At 44.2% G+C, this 13,736-nt stretch carries 17 protein-coding genes; all 17 read left to right on the forward strand.

Annotation, left to right across the window (positions count from 1 at the left end; all coding sequences use genetic code 11):
- Nucleotides 1-8 precede the first annotated feature (8 nt).
- Nucleotides 9-1,115, forward strand: a complete 1,107-nt coding sequence (locus O3627_RS10965) for a glycosyl hydrolase family 8 (protein ID WP_049547810.1) — start codon at nt 9-11, stop codon at nt 1,113-1,115.
- 169 nt (nt 1,116-1,284) lie between these two features.
- Complete coding sequence (locus O3627_RS10970) at nt 1,285-2,346, forward strand: zinc-dependent alcohol dehydrogenase family protein (protein WP_002898647.1); 1,062 nt, start codon at nt 1,285-1,287, stop codon at nt 2,344-2,346.
- A gap of 138 nt (nt 2,347-2,484) precedes the next feature.
- The gene (locus O3627_RS10975; protein ID WP_049547811.1) at nt 2,485-2,865 is read left to right on the forward strand and encodes a DUF1033 family protein; all 381 of its coding nucleotides are present in this window, start codon (nt 2,485-2,487) and stop codon (nt 2,863-2,865) included.
- Nucleotides 2,866-2,994: 129 nt separating this feature from the next.
- Nucleotides 2,995-3,936, forward strand: coding sequence for a competence type IV pilus ATPase ComGA (gene comGA / locus O3627_RS10980; protein ID WP_049547812.1), 942 nt, complete (start codon nt 2,995-2,997; stop codon nt 3,934-3,936).
- Complete coding sequence (gene comGB / locus O3627_RS10985; RefSeq protein WP_275043537.1) at nt 3,866-4,900, forward strand: competence type IV pilus assembly protein ComGB; 1,035 nt, start codon at nt 3,866-3,868, stop codon at nt 4,898-4,900. The genes comGA and comGB overlap by 71 nt, the downstream gene beginning before the upstream one ends.
- Nucleotides 4,900-5,217 (forward strand): competence type IV pilus major pilin ComGC, encoded by a 318-nt coding sequence (comGC, locus tag O3627_RS10990; protein WP_002896769.1) that lies wholly within the window; start codon nt 4,900-4,902, stop codon nt 5,215-5,217. Before comGB ends, comGC begins: the two co-directional genes overlap by 1 nt.
- Nucleotides 5,177-5,611, forward strand: coding sequence for a competence type IV pilus minor pilin ComGD (comGD, locus tag O3627_RS10995; RefSeq protein WP_049547813.1), 435 nt, complete (start codon nt 5,177-5,179; stop codon nt 5,609-5,611). The genes comGC and comGD overlap by 41 nt, the downstream gene beginning before the upstream one ends.
- A gap of 25 nt (nt 5,612-5,636) precedes the next feature.
- Nucleotides 5,637-5,870 carry a competence type IV pilus minor pilin ComGE gene (comGE, locus tag O3627_RS11000; RefSeq protein ID WP_049547859.1) on the forward strand — a complete coding sequence of 78 codons (234 nt, stop codon included), beginning with the start codon at nt 5,637-5,639 and terminating at the stop codon, nt 5,868-5,870.
- Nucleotides 5,854-6,291, forward strand: a complete 438-nt coding sequence (gene comGF / locus O3627_RS11005; RefSeq protein ID WP_002903570.1) for a competence type IV pilus minor pilin ComGF — start codon at nt 5,854-5,856, stop codon at nt 6,289-6,291. Before comGE ends, comGF begins: the two co-directional genes overlap by 17 nt.
- Nucleotides 6,272-6,664, forward strand: coding sequence for a competence type IV pilus minor pilin ComGG (comGG, locus tag O3627_RS11010; protein ID WP_049547814.1), 393 nt, complete (start codon nt 6,272-6,274; stop codon nt 6,662-6,664). Before comGF ends, comGG begins: the two co-directional genes overlap by 20 nt.
- An 81-nt stretch (nt 6,665-6,745) precedes the next feature.
- A complete protein-coding gene (locus tag O3627_RS11015; protein ID WP_371621430.1) occupies nt 6,746-7,711 on the forward strand; it encodes a class I SAM-dependent methyltransferase in 966 nt (321 codons plus the stop codon).
- Between the two features lie 36 nt (nt 7,712-7,747).
- Complete coding sequence (locus tag O3627_RS11020) at nt 7,748-8,941, forward strand: acetate kinase (RefSeq protein ID WP_049547816.1); 1,194 nt, start codon at nt 7,748-7,750, stop codon at nt 8,939-8,941.
- Nucleotides 8,942-9,084: 143 nt separating this feature from the next.
- A complete protein-coding gene (locus O3627_RS11025) occupies nt 9,085-9,834 on the forward strand; it encodes a lysostaphin resistance A-like protein (protein WP_371621431.1) in 750 nt (249 codons plus the stop codon).
- A 117-nt stretch (nt 9,835-9,951) separates the two neighbouring features.
- On the forward strand, nt 9,952-10,590 hold the full coding sequence (locus O3627_RS11030; RefSeq protein WP_343092247.1) for a type II CAAX prenyl endopeptidase Rce1 family protein: 639 nt from the start codon (nt 9,952-9,954) through the stop codon (nt 10,588-10,590).
- Nucleotides 10,591-10,784: 194 nt separating this feature from the next.
- Nucleotides 10,785-11,738 (forward strand): dihydropteroate synthase, encoded by a 954-nt coding sequence (gene folP, locus O3627_RS11035; RefSeq protein ID WP_371621432.1) that lies wholly within the window; start codon nt 10,785-10,787, stop codon nt 11,736-11,738.
- A gap of 1 nt (nt 11,739) precedes the next feature.
- The gene (locus O3627_RS11040) at nt 11,740-13,134 is read left to right on the forward strand and encodes a folylpolyglutamate synthase/dihydrofolate synthase family protein (RefSeq protein WP_371621433.1); all 1,395 of its coding nucleotides are present in this window, start codon (nt 11,740-11,742) and stop codon (nt 13,132-13,134) included.
- Nucleotides 13,115-13,669 carry a GTP cyclohydrolase I FolE gene (folE, locus tag O3627_RS11045; RefSeq protein WP_002903492.1) on the forward strand — a complete coding sequence of 185 codons (555 nt, stop codon included), beginning with the start codon at nt 13,115-13,117 and terminating at the stop codon, nt 13,667-13,669. Before O3627_RS11040 ends, folE begins: the two co-directional genes overlap by 20 nt.
- Nucleotides 13,670-13,736 lie beyond the last annotated feature (67 nt).

Here is a 13,736-nt window from a genome sequence, read left to right on the forward strand (position 1 = left end):
GAGAAAGTGTGAAAAGAACAAGATTAAGATTTATTTGGTTTGTGACAATTCTGGCTGTCTTGGCTGGTATCCTATTGTACACCCGCATGGGCAGTACTCCTAATATCAAAAAGAAAATATACAGCCAATGGTCTAAAGAATATGTCGTAACCAAGGACAAATTGTCTTATATCAGGACGACAAACAGTAAGACTGAAGATGTTGTGCTGTCTGAGGCACAGGGTTATGGCATGGTGATTGCTGTGGATGCAGCTAAGCAAGGCGATGCCAGTTCGGCTGATTTTGAAAAGCTCTACCAATATTATCTAGCTCATCGTCTGAAAGATACCCAACTCATGTCTTGGAAACAGACGATTAAGGATGGTAAGAGCAACCATGAAGACGAAAACAATGCTACAGACGGCGATCTCTACATTGCCTATGCTTTGATTCAGGCTGCTAAGCAGTGGCCGGACAAGGCTAAAGAATACCAAGCTCAGGCTCAGGCTATTCTGAAAGATGTCTTGGCATATAACTATAATGAAAGCAACGGCGTTTTGACGGTTGGGAACTGGGCAAATGCAGAATCGAAATTTTATAATCTCATGCGGACTTCTGATACATTGCCGCAGCAGTTCCAAGCTTTCTATGAGTTGACAAAGGATAAGCAGTGGCTGACAATCCGAGATAACATGCTTAGCAAACTTGAAGCAATCAGCGCTGATAATAAGACTGGTTTGATACCAGACTTTATCTGGGTTGAAGGCGACAAAGTTCGGGCAGCTGATGCTGATACGGTTGAGTCTGCAAATGATGGCTATTATTCTTATAATGCTTGCCGACTTCCTTACAACTTGGCTCAAAGCAAGGATGAAAAAAGTCAAAAAATGCTGAAGAAGATGTTAAACTTCTTCCTCAGTCAAGAAAAGATCTATGCGGGCTACACTCTGAAAGGGAAGGCTCTCAATAGTAATCAGGCTGGCAGCTTTACTGCTCCAGTATTCTATGCGGCTAATAACAATATGGAATTCCGCAAATTGGTGCAGCAGAATAAATATCTCTTCATGCAAGGTTTGCCGTCAGATAATTACTATGACGCAGCTGTGACAACGATGATTGCTTTAGAAACTTTATAATGCAGAAACGAGCAAGATGCAAATTTTGCTTAAGATCATGCAGACAATAGGGTGGGACAAAACGGTTTTTGTCCCACTTTTTTGGAGAAAAACCTTGAGATATTTTTCACAAACTGTTAAAATAAAATGGAAAACATTCATCATAACATAACAATAGAAAGGATATCCTATGAAAGCCTATACTTATGTTAAACCGGGATTTGCCCAGTTTATAGATGTTGATAAACCTGTCGTACGTAAGCCAACAGACGCTATTGTCCGTATGGTAAAGACCACTATCTGCGGGACTGATCTTCATATTATTAAAGGAGACGTACCTGCCTGCAAGAGCGGTACTATTCTGGGACATGAAGGCATCGGTATTGTTGAAGAAGTTGGTGACAGTGTAACCAATTTCAAGAAGGGTGATAAGGTTCTGATTTCCTGTGTTTGTGCCTGTGGCAAGTGCTACTATTGCAAGAAAGGTATCTACGCCCATTGTGAAGATGAAGGCGGATGGATTTTCGGGCATTTGATTGACGGAACTCAAGCTGAGTATCTGCGTGTGCCCCATGCGGATAATACTCTCTATCACACACCATCTGATTTATCAGATGAAGCCTTAGTCATGCTGTCAGACATCCTGCCAACAGCTTATGAAATAGGAGTTTTAAAAGGTAAAGTAGAGCCTGGATGTACAGTAGCTATCGTTGGCTCTGGACCAATCGGTCTCGCATCTCTGCTGACAGCTCAGTTTTATTCTCCGTCAAAGATTATCATGGTTGACATCGATGAGAATCGTTTAGATACGGCCATGGCCTTTGGGGCAACAGATAAGGTAAATTCAGCGAATGCTGAAAAAGCTGTGCAGGCTATCTTTGACTTGACAGATGGACGTGGAGTTGATGTAGCCATTGAAGCAGTAGGGATTCCAGACAGTTTTGATCTTTGTCAGAAAGTCATTGCCGTTGATGGAACCATTGCTAACTGTGGAGTTCATGGCAAACCTGTAGAGTTTGAGTTAGATCGGCTCTGGATTCGAAATATCAATGTGACGACCGGGCTGGTATCTACCAATACTACTCCACAGCTGCTAAAGGCTCTGGAAAGTCATAAGATTGAGCCAGAAAAGCTAGTGACTCATTACTTTAAGTTGAGTGAAATTGAAGAAGCTTTCAAGGTTTTCGGCCAAGCTGCGAACCATCATGCCATTAAGGTTATTATAGAAAATGACCTCTCTCCAGTCCAATAAAATTCTTAAGTTGTCTTTTACCTATCCCTTTTAATCTTTGGTTAAAAGGGGTTTTTATATTGTTTTCTGATTTTGAGCAAAATAGTTTTGTTCGTCAAAGAATTCATATATAATATACGGTACAAAGAGAGGACGAGTATGTATTGTGTAATTGAGATGTACGGGGACTATGAACCGTGGTGGTTCCTGGATGGCTGGGAAGAGGATATCGTTGCAAAAAAGCAGTTCGATGATTATTATGAAGCCCTTAAGTATTATAAAAACCGCTGGCTGCAAATGGCAGACCAGTCACCTTTGTATAAGAGCCGCAGTGATTTAATGACAATTTTTTGGGATCCGGAGGATCAGCGCTGGTGCGAGGAGTGCGATGAGAATGTTCAGCAGTATCACTCGCTGTTTTTGCTGGAGAATGACTGCCAGATTCCTCAGAGCAAGTACCGTCCAGGCTATACTAAGCAGAACGGCCTTGAAAAGCACCGAGCTTGCTCAGTCAAACTAAAATCCGCTAAGCCTCTTTAAATCGACAGAATATATTTTGCAAATCAGATAATAGAGCAGCAGAAGAGACCTAACTTGTTAGAAGTTAAGTTTCTTCCGCTGTTTTTTCTTTTTCTGGATTTTTTGCGAATAGTAAGGTGAGGAGGATGTATGGTTCAAGAAATTGCAAAAGAAATGATTAGGCAGGCTCGGCAAGAGGGGGCGCAGGATATTTACCTCATTCCTAAGACTACTTGCTATGAGCTTTATATGAGAATCGGTGATGAACGCCGCTTTATAAAGACTTATGATTTTGAGATTTTGTCAGCTGTTATTAGCCACTTTAAGTTTGTCGCAGGTATGAATGTTGGAGAGAAGCGCCGCAGTCAGCTGGGGTCTTGCGATTATGACTTTGAGGAAGCCAAGGTTTCAATCCGGCTGTCGTCAGTGGGGGATTACCGTGGTTTTGAAAGTCTGGTCATCCGACTCCTGCATGATGAAGACAGGGAGCTGCGCTTCTGGTTTGAGCAATTGCCGGAGCTGCGAAAGAAAATTCAGGCTCGCGGCCTCTATCTATTCTCAGGACCAGTCGGCAGCGGCAAGACGACTTTAATGTACCATTTGGCTCAGCTCAAATTTTCTGGTCAGCAGGTTATGTCGATTGAAGATCCGGTTGAGATTAAGCAAGAGGCTATGCTGCAGCTGCAGCTGAACGAAACCATTGGCATGACTTATGACAGTCTAATTAAGCTGTCTCTGCGACATCGGCCGGATCTCTTGATTATCGGGGAAATCCGTGATCGAGAGACAGCTAGAGCAGTGGTTCGGGCAAGTTTGACCGGAGCTACGGTCTTTTCAACAATTCATGCCAAGAGTGTTCGCGGTGTCTATGAGCGGCTTTTGGAATTAGGCGTTAGTGAGGACGAGCTAAGAATGGTGCTTCAAGGTGTTTGTTACCAGCGTTTAATTGGGGGAGGAGGTGTCGTTGATTTTGTCAGTCAAAACTATCAAGAGCACGAAGCCGCAGTCTGGAATCAGCAGATTGATCAGCTTTTTGCAGAAGGACATATCAGTGCTGAGCAAAGGCAGACAGAAAAAATTGTCTACGCCTAAGCAGAAAAAGATTATTGAGCTCTTTCATAATCTCTTTAGCAGCGGTTTTCACTTAGCAGAGATTGTAGACTTTCTGAGACGAAGTGCCTTGCTGGAGGAAGTGTATGTCGCAGAAATGCGGGCAGGCTTGTCAGCTGGTCAGTCCTTTTCAGAGATTGTCAGTCGACTGGGATTTTCCGACAGCGTTGTAACCCAGCTTTCCTTATCTGAGCTGCATGGCAATCTGACACTTAGTTTGGGCAAAATTGAGGCCTATCTGGAAAATCTGTCCAAGGTTAAGAAAAAATTGATAGAGGTAGGGACCTATCCTCTCATGCTGCTGGGCTTTTTGGTCCTTATCATGCTGGGATTGCGCAACTATCTTCTGCCTCAATTAGACAGCCAGAATCTAGCTACTCAGCTGATTAATCACCTGCCTCAGATTTTTTTGTGGAGCAGCCTTGCTTGGGCCGCCTTGGTTTCAGTGGCTCTCTTTTATTATCGAAAGTCATCCAAGATTCGTTTTTTCAGCAAACTAGCAGCTCTGCCCTTTTTTGGACATTTGGTACAGGCTTACTTGACCGCTTATTATGCTCGTGAATGGGGAAATATGATTGGTCAGGGCTTGGAACTGAGTCAGATTTTTGCGATTATGCAGGATCAGCCTTCCCAGCTCTTTAAAGAAATTGGAGAAGATATGGCTGCTGCTTTGCAAGGCGGTCAAGGCTATGCGGACAAGGTGGCAAGCTATCCTTTCTTTAAGAAAGAATTGTCCTTGATGATTGAGTATGGTGAGGTCAAGTCAAAGTTGGGGAGTGAACTGGAAGTCTATGCTGAAAAGACTTGGGAGGAATTTTTCCTACGTATCAATCGAGCCATGAATTTCATTCAGCCCCTAGTATTTATTTTTGTTGCCTTAGTGATTGTTTTACTTTATGCGGCAATGCTCTTGCCCATTTATCAGAATATGGAGGTTCATTTGTAATGAAAAAACTTAATACCTTAAAAGTTCAAGCATTCACCCTTGTGGAAATGCTGATTGTCTTGCTGGTTATCAGCGTTCTCTTGCTGCTCTTTGTGCCTAATCTGACCAAGCAAAAAGATGCTGTTTCAGATACAGGAACTGCAGCGGTGGTCAAGGTAGTAGAAAGCCAGGCAGAGCTGTATGAACTGAAGAATACCAATGAAAAGGCTAGCCTGAGCAAGCTAGTCAGCGCAGGAAATATCAGCCAGAAACAGGCAGATTCTTATAAGGCTTACTATGGAAAACACAGTGGCGAAACTCAAGCGGTTGCCAATTAAGGCTTTTACGCTGCTGGAAAGTCTCCTCGTTCTTTTTGTTGTGAGTTTTCTCTTACTGGGCTTGTCTGGCTCGGTCAGGGCTGGTTTCAATCAGGTTCAAGAGCAACTCTTTTTTTTAGAGTTTGAGAGGCTCTACCAGGAGACGCAGAGGTTGAGCTTAGCCGGTCATGAGAAGCTTTCTCTCAAGATTTCAGGACGTCAGATTTCCAATGGCTATCAAGAGCTGGACTTTCCACAAACTTTGCAGGAACATGAGCAGCAGGTCATTCAGTTTGACCGATCCGGTGGGAATTCATCACTCAGCAAAATTACTTTTCAGACGGAGGACAGGACAGTTGTTTACCAGCTTTATATGGGCAACGGAAAGTTTAAAAAGACGACATCTTCAGGCTAGCATTCTGCTGGAAGCTCTGGTGGCCATGGCAGTTTTTGCGGCTATTGCCAGTCTGCTTTTGGGACAGCTTAGCCGGTCTCGTAAGGAGCAGCAGATCCTTCTGCAGCAGGAAGAGGTGCTTCGGGTAGCTCGTATGGCCCTTCAAACAGGACAAGAAGAGCTTCAGATCAACGGAGTTACTGTACGTCAGTTTAAGACAGATAAGCAGCTGCTAGTCTATCACGAAGGGGAGGTAGTCATCCGTGTCCAAAAACCTTAAAGTCAAGGCCTTTACTCTCTTGGAGGCCTTAGTAGCCTTGCTGGTTCTCAGTGGTGGAATACTGGTTTTTCAGGCCATGACCCAGCTCTTATCTTCAGAACTGCATCAGCAGGAGAATAATCAGCAGCAAGAGTGGCTTTTGTTTGCCGACCAACTGGAGACGGAGCTTTCGCGAAGTCAATTTGACAAGGTTGAAGACAATAAAATTTACATCAGACAGGATGGCAGGGACTTGGCCTTGGGTAAATCCAAGGGAGATGATTTCCGTAAAACAGATAAGAGCGGTCGCGGCTACCAGCCGATGATTTATGGTTTAGAAGCAGCTGACGTCCGTCAGGACGGTAAGCTTGTCCATCTTCATTTTCGCTTTGAAAAAGGCTTAGAGAGGGAGTTTGTCTATCGTGTGGAAGAAGAAAGTTGAGGCTGGTATTTTACTGTATGCGCTATTGATGGCTGCTGTCTTTAGCCTGCTCCTGCAGTTTTATCTCAACCGTCAAGTCAGCAGTCAGCGTTTGCAGCTTTTCAACAGGGAAAGGACGGAAGCCTATGCAATGGCAGTTCTGACAAAAGCTACAGCCAAGGATGATAGCGATGAGATGGAGTTTGAGCAGGGCAAGGCGGTCTACCGTAAGAAAGGGAAGGAACTGGAAATCAGCAGTCAGCTCAGCAGCGGGCATTCCTATTCCTTTACTTTTACCATTTCTAAGAAGGAGGAAGAGAAAGCTAAGGAAGACAAGAAAGCAACTGAGAAAATTGAGAAAGCGGTTTCGGACGAAGCTGGTAAGTCGGACTAATATAACTGTAAAATCTTTGTAATTTTATATATCTTGGAAAGGTTCCTTATTTTTGGTATGATAGGATGAACGGAGGATTCCATGAATTTTGAAAAGATAGAACAAGCTTATACTCTGATTCTCGAAAACGTCCAGAATATCCAAAACGCTCTGGCGACCAATTTTTATGATGCTCTGATTGAGCAGAACGGCATTTACCTAGATGGAGATACGGACTTACAAGAAGTTCTGACCAACGATGAAAAAATCCGCGCTCTGCATTTGAACAAGGAAGAGTGGCGGAGAGCTTATCAGTTTATCTTGATGAAGGCAGCCCAGACGGAGCCCATGCAGGTCAATCATCAATTCACACCTGACACAATTGGTTTTCTGTTTACTTTCCTGCTGGACCAGCTAGCTCACAGAGAGGAAGCTGATGTATTAGAAATCGGCAGTGGGACTGGGAATTTGGCTGAGACTATTCTCAACCATACTCAAAAGAAGATAGACTATCTGGGTCTGGAACTAGATGATTTATTAATCGACCTTTCTGCCAGCATTGCAGAGGTTATGAACTCTAAGGCTCACTTTGCTCAGGGGGATGCAGTTCGGCCTCAGGTTCTGAAAGAGAGTGATATCATTATCAGTGATTTACCGGTCGGTTATTATCCAGACGACAGTATTGCCTCTCGCTATGAAGTGGCTAGTCCGGATGAGCACACTTATGCCCACCATCTTCTAATGGAGCAGTCACTCAAATATCTGAAACCGGGAGGTTATGCCATATTTCTGGCACCCAATGACCTCTTGACCAGCGCTCAAGCTCCTCTGCTGAAAAAATGGCTCCTAGCCAAGGCTCAGTTTATCGCGATGATAACTTTGCCAGAGTCTATTTTCTCAAGCAGCAAGCATGCCAAAACCCTTTTTGTCTTGAGGAAGCAAGAAGCGAATAACATTCAGCCTTTTATCTATCCTCTGCGGGATTTGCAGGATCATGAAGAAATGTTTAAATTCCGTCAAAGTTTTCAAAACTGGTACAAAGATAGTGAAATTCAAACAAAATTTTGATATAATGATTTTGAAAACGCTTAAAGAGGTGAAGAAATGTCGAAAACAATTTCTATTAATGCAGGAAGTTCAAGCCTAAAATGGCAACTCTACTTGATGCCGGAAGAAAAGGTCTTGGCTAAGGGCTTGCTGGAACGGATTGGTCTCAAGGATTCTATTTCAACAGTGAAATTTGACGGTCGTTCAGAGAAGCAGGTTCTTGATATTGCAGATCATACGCAGGCCGTAAAAATTTTGCTGGATGATTTGAAACGTTTCAATATCATTGAATCTTATGATGAAATTACCGGTGTGGGCCATCGTGTTGTGGCTGGCGGTGAATACTTTAAGGATTCAGCCCTCGTTGATGAAGAAGTGATTCAAAAGGTAGAGGAGCTGTCTCTTCTAGCTCCATTGCATAATCCAGCCAACGCTGCAGGCATCCGTGCTTTTAGAGAAATTCTGCCAGACATCACCAGTGTGGTGGTCTTTGACACCTCTTTCCATACAACTATGCCGGAAAAAGCATATCGCTATCCGATTCCGACTAAATATTACACTGAAAACAAGGTTCGCAAGTACGGAGCTCACGGTACCAGCCATGAGTATGTAGCCAAGGAAGCTGCTAAAATTTTGGGACGTCCAATTGAAGAACTCAAACTTATTACTTGCCATATCGGTAACGGAGCTTCTATCACAGCAGTTGACAAGGGCGTTTCTGTAGATACCTCTATGGGATTCACACCACTTGGCGGTGTCATGATGGGAACGCGGACTGGGGATATCGACCCAGCCATCATTCCTTACCTGATGCAATACACAGATGACTTTAATACTCCGGAAGATATTAGCCGCGTTTTGAATCGTGAATCTGGCTTGCTTGGAGTTTCTGAGAAGTCAAGTGATATGCGTGATATTCATGAAGCAATGCGGGCAGGTGATGCCAAGGCTCAATTAGCTAATGACATTTTTGTGGACCGGATTCAAAAATACATTGGTCAGTATCTTGCTGTCTTGAATGGAGCTGATGCTATCATCTTTACCGCAGGAATTGGTGAAAATTCTGTGACCATTCGTGAACTGGTTATTAATGGTATTTCTTGGTTTGGCTGTAACGTAGATCTAGAAAAGAATGTGCGTGGTGCAGAAGGCGTGATTTCCAGTTCTGATGCCAAGGTCAAAGTCTTGGTTATCCCGACTGATGAAGAATTGGTCATTGCGCGTGACGTCGAACGTTTCAAAAATCAATAAATTAAGAAAATTCAAAAGCTCAGTTTGACTGGGCTTTTTGTATGTTTTAAGAACGGATTTTCTTGGTTGCTGACCTTGGAAAAACTGAGCGATTCGTTCTCATAATCACTATCAGTATTAGTTCCCAACCCGTGATATACAAGATGCTTGCAGCTAAGAATTGTCTATACAAAATAAGAAAATTGAGCTATACTAGGAAGGAAAAGGAGGAAGATATGAAAGCAATTCTAAAAAAATTAGAGTACATTCTACTGACTTTGTTTGTCTTATTTCTCAGCCAGATACCATTTATATTTATCCGACAGATGACTGCTTCTGAAAAGAATTTTTCAGCTGGACAGACTATCTTTGTGCTGGTTGTATATCTTTTGATTATCTTTTTTGTTCTGAGAATGGCTAAGCAAGAAGAACTACTGAGCCTTGACTTTAGCTTTTTTAAATGGTCTTCGTTTGGCTGGTTAGCTGTTTCTAATGTTGTCATGATTGGCGTCAACGTGCTGGGAGCAATTATCATGCTGCTGGAAGGTCAGGCCATTTCTACTGCTAATCAGGATGCCTTGAATGCTTTATTTCAGCATGTACCCAAGATTTTATTAGTGGTAGGTGCCGTGATTCAGGCTCCTATTTTGGAAGAGGTGGTCTTTCGTGGCTTGATTCCTCAGAAGATTTTTACCAAGCATTATGTTTTGGGATTGGTTGTAGGAGTCATTCTTTTCGGTCTTTTTCATGGTCCGACCAATATCGGCAGTTTTGTTATCTATGCAGGTATGGGTGCTGTTTTAGCTGCTGTTGCTTACATATTTAAGCGTTTGGAAATGTCTATTTTGGCACACATGCTGAGAAATGGAGTTGCAGTTCTCATTATGATACTGACAGGTTTGGTGAACAAGTAAGAAAGCAGAGAATATCTGCTTTTTTTGTCATTTGAGGCACAAATTAGGACATTTGAGGGGATTTCTCCCAGCTTGCTCTTACTTCTTCTATAATGATAAGAGAAGAATGGAGAGAATATGCTGAAATTAGAGAAAATTATTCAATTGTTATTACTGGCTATGTTGACTCAGACGGGATTGCTGCTCATGCTTCATCCAATGCCTCATCGCTTGGTCTTTAGTCATGCTAATCTGCTGTTTATGGTGGGCTTGCTGGGATTGCTTTTTTGTTGTGCCTTTTATTTTTCCAGAGAGCTGCAGGAAATCAAAGGTTCTCTGCGTCAGTCAAGCAACTATCGACACTTGCTTTTCTTGTATTTTTTGATGATTTTGGTCAATGCTGCGGGGGTTCTTCTGCTGTGTGGCAAGGAGGCGCAGTCAGGACAGGCGGTGGAGCAGATGCTGACGGAGAGTTTTCTGTCATCTTCTCTTTTGCTTCTGGGGATTGACATCGCTGTTTTATCCCCTGCAGCACCGAAATTTATTGACAGTGACGTCTCTCTTCGCTATCGGAAGAGCTGGGGGATTGCACTAGGTTTGCTCTGCTTTTCCCTTGCGAAAAATCCTCAGGAAACTCTGTGTTTTCTTTCCTATCTGCTTTTGGGACTAGTCTTTGCCCATCTCCTCAGGTCTTATTTTCAGCGTTTGGAGCTGTCTATGCTGGCCCATATTCTCCGAAATATGATTATTCTCAGCCTTTTACCCTTTTGCTTTTAGAAAGTGTTTTGTCAAATAGAAGAATTATGGTAAAATGGTAAATGAAACAAGGGACTAGATAAGGTTTTCTTGTGAAGTCGAGTGCAGTTCATAGGACTGGATGCTGCATCTGCTGAGAGCTTTGCGGTACACTAGATGAGTGTGCCTTTTTTGTTGAAGAGCAGGGCAGTCGATAGAAATGAGATGAAAGTCAAATGGTGAATCTAAAAGAAATTGCTCCAGATGGCCGAACGGGCCTCTGTGGCATTATCAATGCGACGCCGGATTCCTTTTCAGATGGTGGGCGCTACAACACGGTTGAGACGGCATTGGCTCAGGCTAGAAAGCTGATTGCTGAGGGAGCTCACATGCTGGATATTGGTGGTGAGTCTACTCGGCCAGGCAGTCATTTTGTGGCTATTCAAGAAGAGATAGAGCGAGTCGTGCCAGTCATTGAAGCTATTCGTCGGGAGAGTGATATTCTGATTTCTGTGGACACTTGGAAGTCGGAAGTGGCTGCAGCGGCTTTGGCTGCGGGTGCAGATATCATCAATGATATTACTGGTCTTTTGGGTGATGAAAAGATGGCAGAGACAGCTGCGAAATATGGTGCGCCGGTTATTGTCATGTTTAATCCAGTGATGGCTCGTCCTCAACATGCCAGCTCAAGGATTTTCCCAGAATTTGGCTTTGCCCCTGCTTTTAGCAAGGAAGAATTGTCTCTTTTTGCAGACTTGCCGATTGCAGAACTGATGTGGAAGTGTTTTGAGAAATCTTTGAAAGTGGCCGAAAACGCTGGCCTTTCGCGTGATAATATCATGCTGGATCCAGGGATTGGTTTCGGTTTGACCAAGCGGGAGAATCTTCTCATTTTGCAGGAGCTGGGTAGTCTCCATCAGGCTGGTTTCCCTATTTTTCTTGGGGTTTCTCGTAAGCGGTTTCTCGTTAGTATCTTAGAAGAAAACGACTTTGAGGTCAATCCTGAGACTCAGGAAGGCTTTGAAAACCGAGATACAGCTTCAGCCCATCTGACTAGCCTTGCGGCCAGCAGAGGTGTTGAAGTTGTCAGAGTGCACGAAGTGGCTAAGCACCGGATGGCTGCTGCCGTTGGCGATGCGATTCGTCTAGCACAGCAGACAGAAGATCTCAATCTAGGTCAGTATAAGTAAGATGAAAAAACAAGAATTACCTGATTTAAGCTGGCTGGAAGCCTATCGGACAGCCAGTCCCAATTTTGGCTTGGAGCGGATGGAGCGTTTGCTGGAGCTGCGGGGGAATCCGCATTTGCGGCTGCCAGTCATTCATATTGCGGGGACTAATGGCAAGGGTTCAACCATTGCCCATCTGCGCCAACTTTTGGAGGTGCGAGACCTGCGGGTTGGCACCTTCACCTCTCCCTACCTAGTCAGCTACAATGAGCAGATTGCCATTAATGGCAATGCGATTTCCGACCAAGACCTTCAGCGATTGTTGTCTCTTTACCAAGAGCTTTTGGCCCAGCATGCGACAGACTCTAGTTTGCAGGGTGTGACTGAGTTTGAGATTGTAACTGCTCTGGCTTATGATTATTTTGCCCAGCAGCAGGTGGATGTGGCTATTATCGAGGTCGGCATGGGTGGGCTTTTGGACAGTACCAATGTCTGTCAGCCCTTGCTGACTGCAATCACAACAGTCGATCTGGATCATGTGGCCTTGCTGGGCGACAGTCTAGAGGCTATTGCCCAGCAGAAAGCTGGCATTATCAAGCATGGAGTTCCCATTGTGACCGGTAGGTTGGAGCCAGAGGCTCAGGCAGTAGTCGAGCAAAAGGCTGCTGAAAAAGATGCTCCGCTCTTTTCTTGGTCTCAAGCTTATCAAGTGGAACCTCAAGAGTCAGAGGAGGGGGAGTGCTTTTCCTTTTCGAATGCCTATCGGGCCAAAGACTCGTATCAAACAGCTCTGTTGGGACTGCATCAGGCGGACAATGCTGGACTAGCTCTGCACTTGTGTGACCTATACTGCCAGCTGCAGTCGCTGCCCTTATTGACAAAAGAAGAGGTTGAGAGGGCTTTGCTTGCTGCCGAGTGGCCTGGGCGTTTGGAAAGGATATCGGATCAGCCGCTTATCTTTCTGGATGGAGCCCATAATCCCCATGCCCTGCGGTTGCTAGCTGCGACACTGGACCAGCATTATCCGACTTATAAGAAGCACATTTTATTTGCTTGTATCCAAACCAAGGCCTTGGATGATATGGTGGAGCTGCTGCAAAAGATTCCCAAAGCAGCTATAAGCTTGACAGCCTTTGCTGATCCGCGGAGTTTTTCTAAAGAGAGCATGCAAGCCTTGGCTGAGCAGCAAGGCCTGTCTTACAAAGAATGGCCGGATTATTTAGCAGATTATTTAGCAGTAGAGCATGAGTCAGATGAGCTTTTGCTGATTACGGGTTCTCTTTATTTTCTGGCTCAGGTTAGAAAATCAATCCTTGAGAATCGCGAGTTAGACTTTGCTGAGCGTCCTTCTCAGTCAAGTCAATTATCAAAAAATAAAAATGAACATAGGAGCATATATGGACACGAAGAAAATTGAAGCAGCTGTTGCCCAGATTATTGAGGCGGTTGGAGAAGACGGAAGCCGCGAAGGCTTGCAGGAGACGCCACAGCGCATTGCTAAAATGTACCAGGAAATCTTTGCTGGGCTGGGTGAGACTGCTGAGGAGCATCTGGCCAAGTCTTTTGAAATCATTGACAATAATATGGTAGTGGAGAAGGATATTTTCTTTCATTCCATGTGTGAGCACCACTTCCTGCCATTTTACGGAAAAGTTCACATCGCCTATGTGCCTAATGGTCGGGTAGCAGGCCTGTCCAAGCTGGCCCGGACGGTAGAGGTCTATGCCAAGAAACCGCAGATTCAAGAGCGATTGACCGTAGAGATTGCTGAGGCCTTGATGGACTATCTGGGTGCTCAAGGGGCCTTAGTCTGGGTGGAAGCTGAGCATATGTGTATGAATATGCGCGGAGTCAGAAAGCCTGGCACTGCAACGGTTACTACAGCGGCGCGTGGCATTTTAGCGACGGACAAGGACCTAAAAAATGAAGCTTACAAACTGATGGGACACTGATCATATCAGTGGTGAAGCATGTCAGGAAAGGCTAGATAGTTTTATCAAGAATGAAATGCAGAAACTT

Origin of the sequence: Streptococcus sp. 27098_8_82, assembly GCF_041431615.1 — a bacterium.
GTDB lineage: Bacteria > Bacillota > Bacilli > Lactobacillales > Streptococcaceae > Streptococcus > Streptococcus sanguinis_K.

Excerpts from the sequence above, each read along its gene's own strand:
- O3627_RS10970 (WP_002898647.1), top strand. The coding sequence starts at position 1,285 with ATGAAAGCCTATACTTATGTTAAACCGGGATTTGCCCAGTTTATAGAT.
- O3627_RS10975 (WP_049547811.1), top strand. The coding sequence starts at position 2,485 with ATGTATTGTGTAATTGAGATGTACGGGGACTATGAACCGTGGTGGTTC.
- comGA (WP_049547812.1), top strand. The coding sequence starts at position 2,995 with ATGGTTCAAGAAATTGCAAAAGAAATGATTAGGCAGGCTCGGCAAGAG.
- comGC (WP_002896769.1), top strand. The coding sequence starts at position 4,900 with ATGAAAAAACTTAATACCTTAAAAGTTCAAGCATTCACCCTTGTGGAA.
- comGD (WP_049547813.1), top strand. The coding sequence starts at position 5,177 with ATGGAAAACACAGTGGCGAAACTCAAGCGGTTGCCAATTAAGGCTTTT.
- comGE (WP_049547859.1), top strand. The coding sequence starts at position 5,637 with ATGGCAGTTTTTGCGGCTATTGCCAGTCTGCTTTTGGGACAGCTTAGC.
- O3627_RS11015 (WP_371621430.1), top strand. The coding sequence starts at position 6,746 with ATGAATTTTGAAAAGATAGAACAAGCTTATACTCTGATTCTCGAAAAC.
- O3627_RS11020 (WP_049547816.1), top strand. The coding sequence starts at position 7,748 with ATGTCGAAAACAATTTCTATTAATGCAGGAAGTTCAAGCCTAAAATGG.
- O3627_RS11025 (WP_371621431.1), top strand. The coding sequence starts at position 9,085 with ATGCTTGCAGCTAAGAATTGTCTATACAAAATAAGAAAATTGAGCTAT.
- O3627_RS11030 (WP_343092247.1), top strand. The coding sequence starts at position 9,952 with ATGCTGAAATTAGAGAAAATTATTCAATTGTTATTACTGGCTATGTTG.
- folP (WP_371621432.1), top strand. The coding sequence starts at position 10,785 with ATGGTGAATCTAAAAGAAATTGCTCCAGATGGCCGAACGGGCCTCTGT.
- O3627_RS11040 (WP_371621433.1), top strand. The coding sequence starts at position 11,740 with ATGAAAAAACAAGAATTACCTGATTTAAGCTGGCTGGAAGCCTATCGG.
- folE (WP_002903492.1), top strand. The coding sequence starts at position 13,115 with ATGGACACGAAGAAAATTGAAGCAGCTGTTGCCCAGATTATTGAGGCG.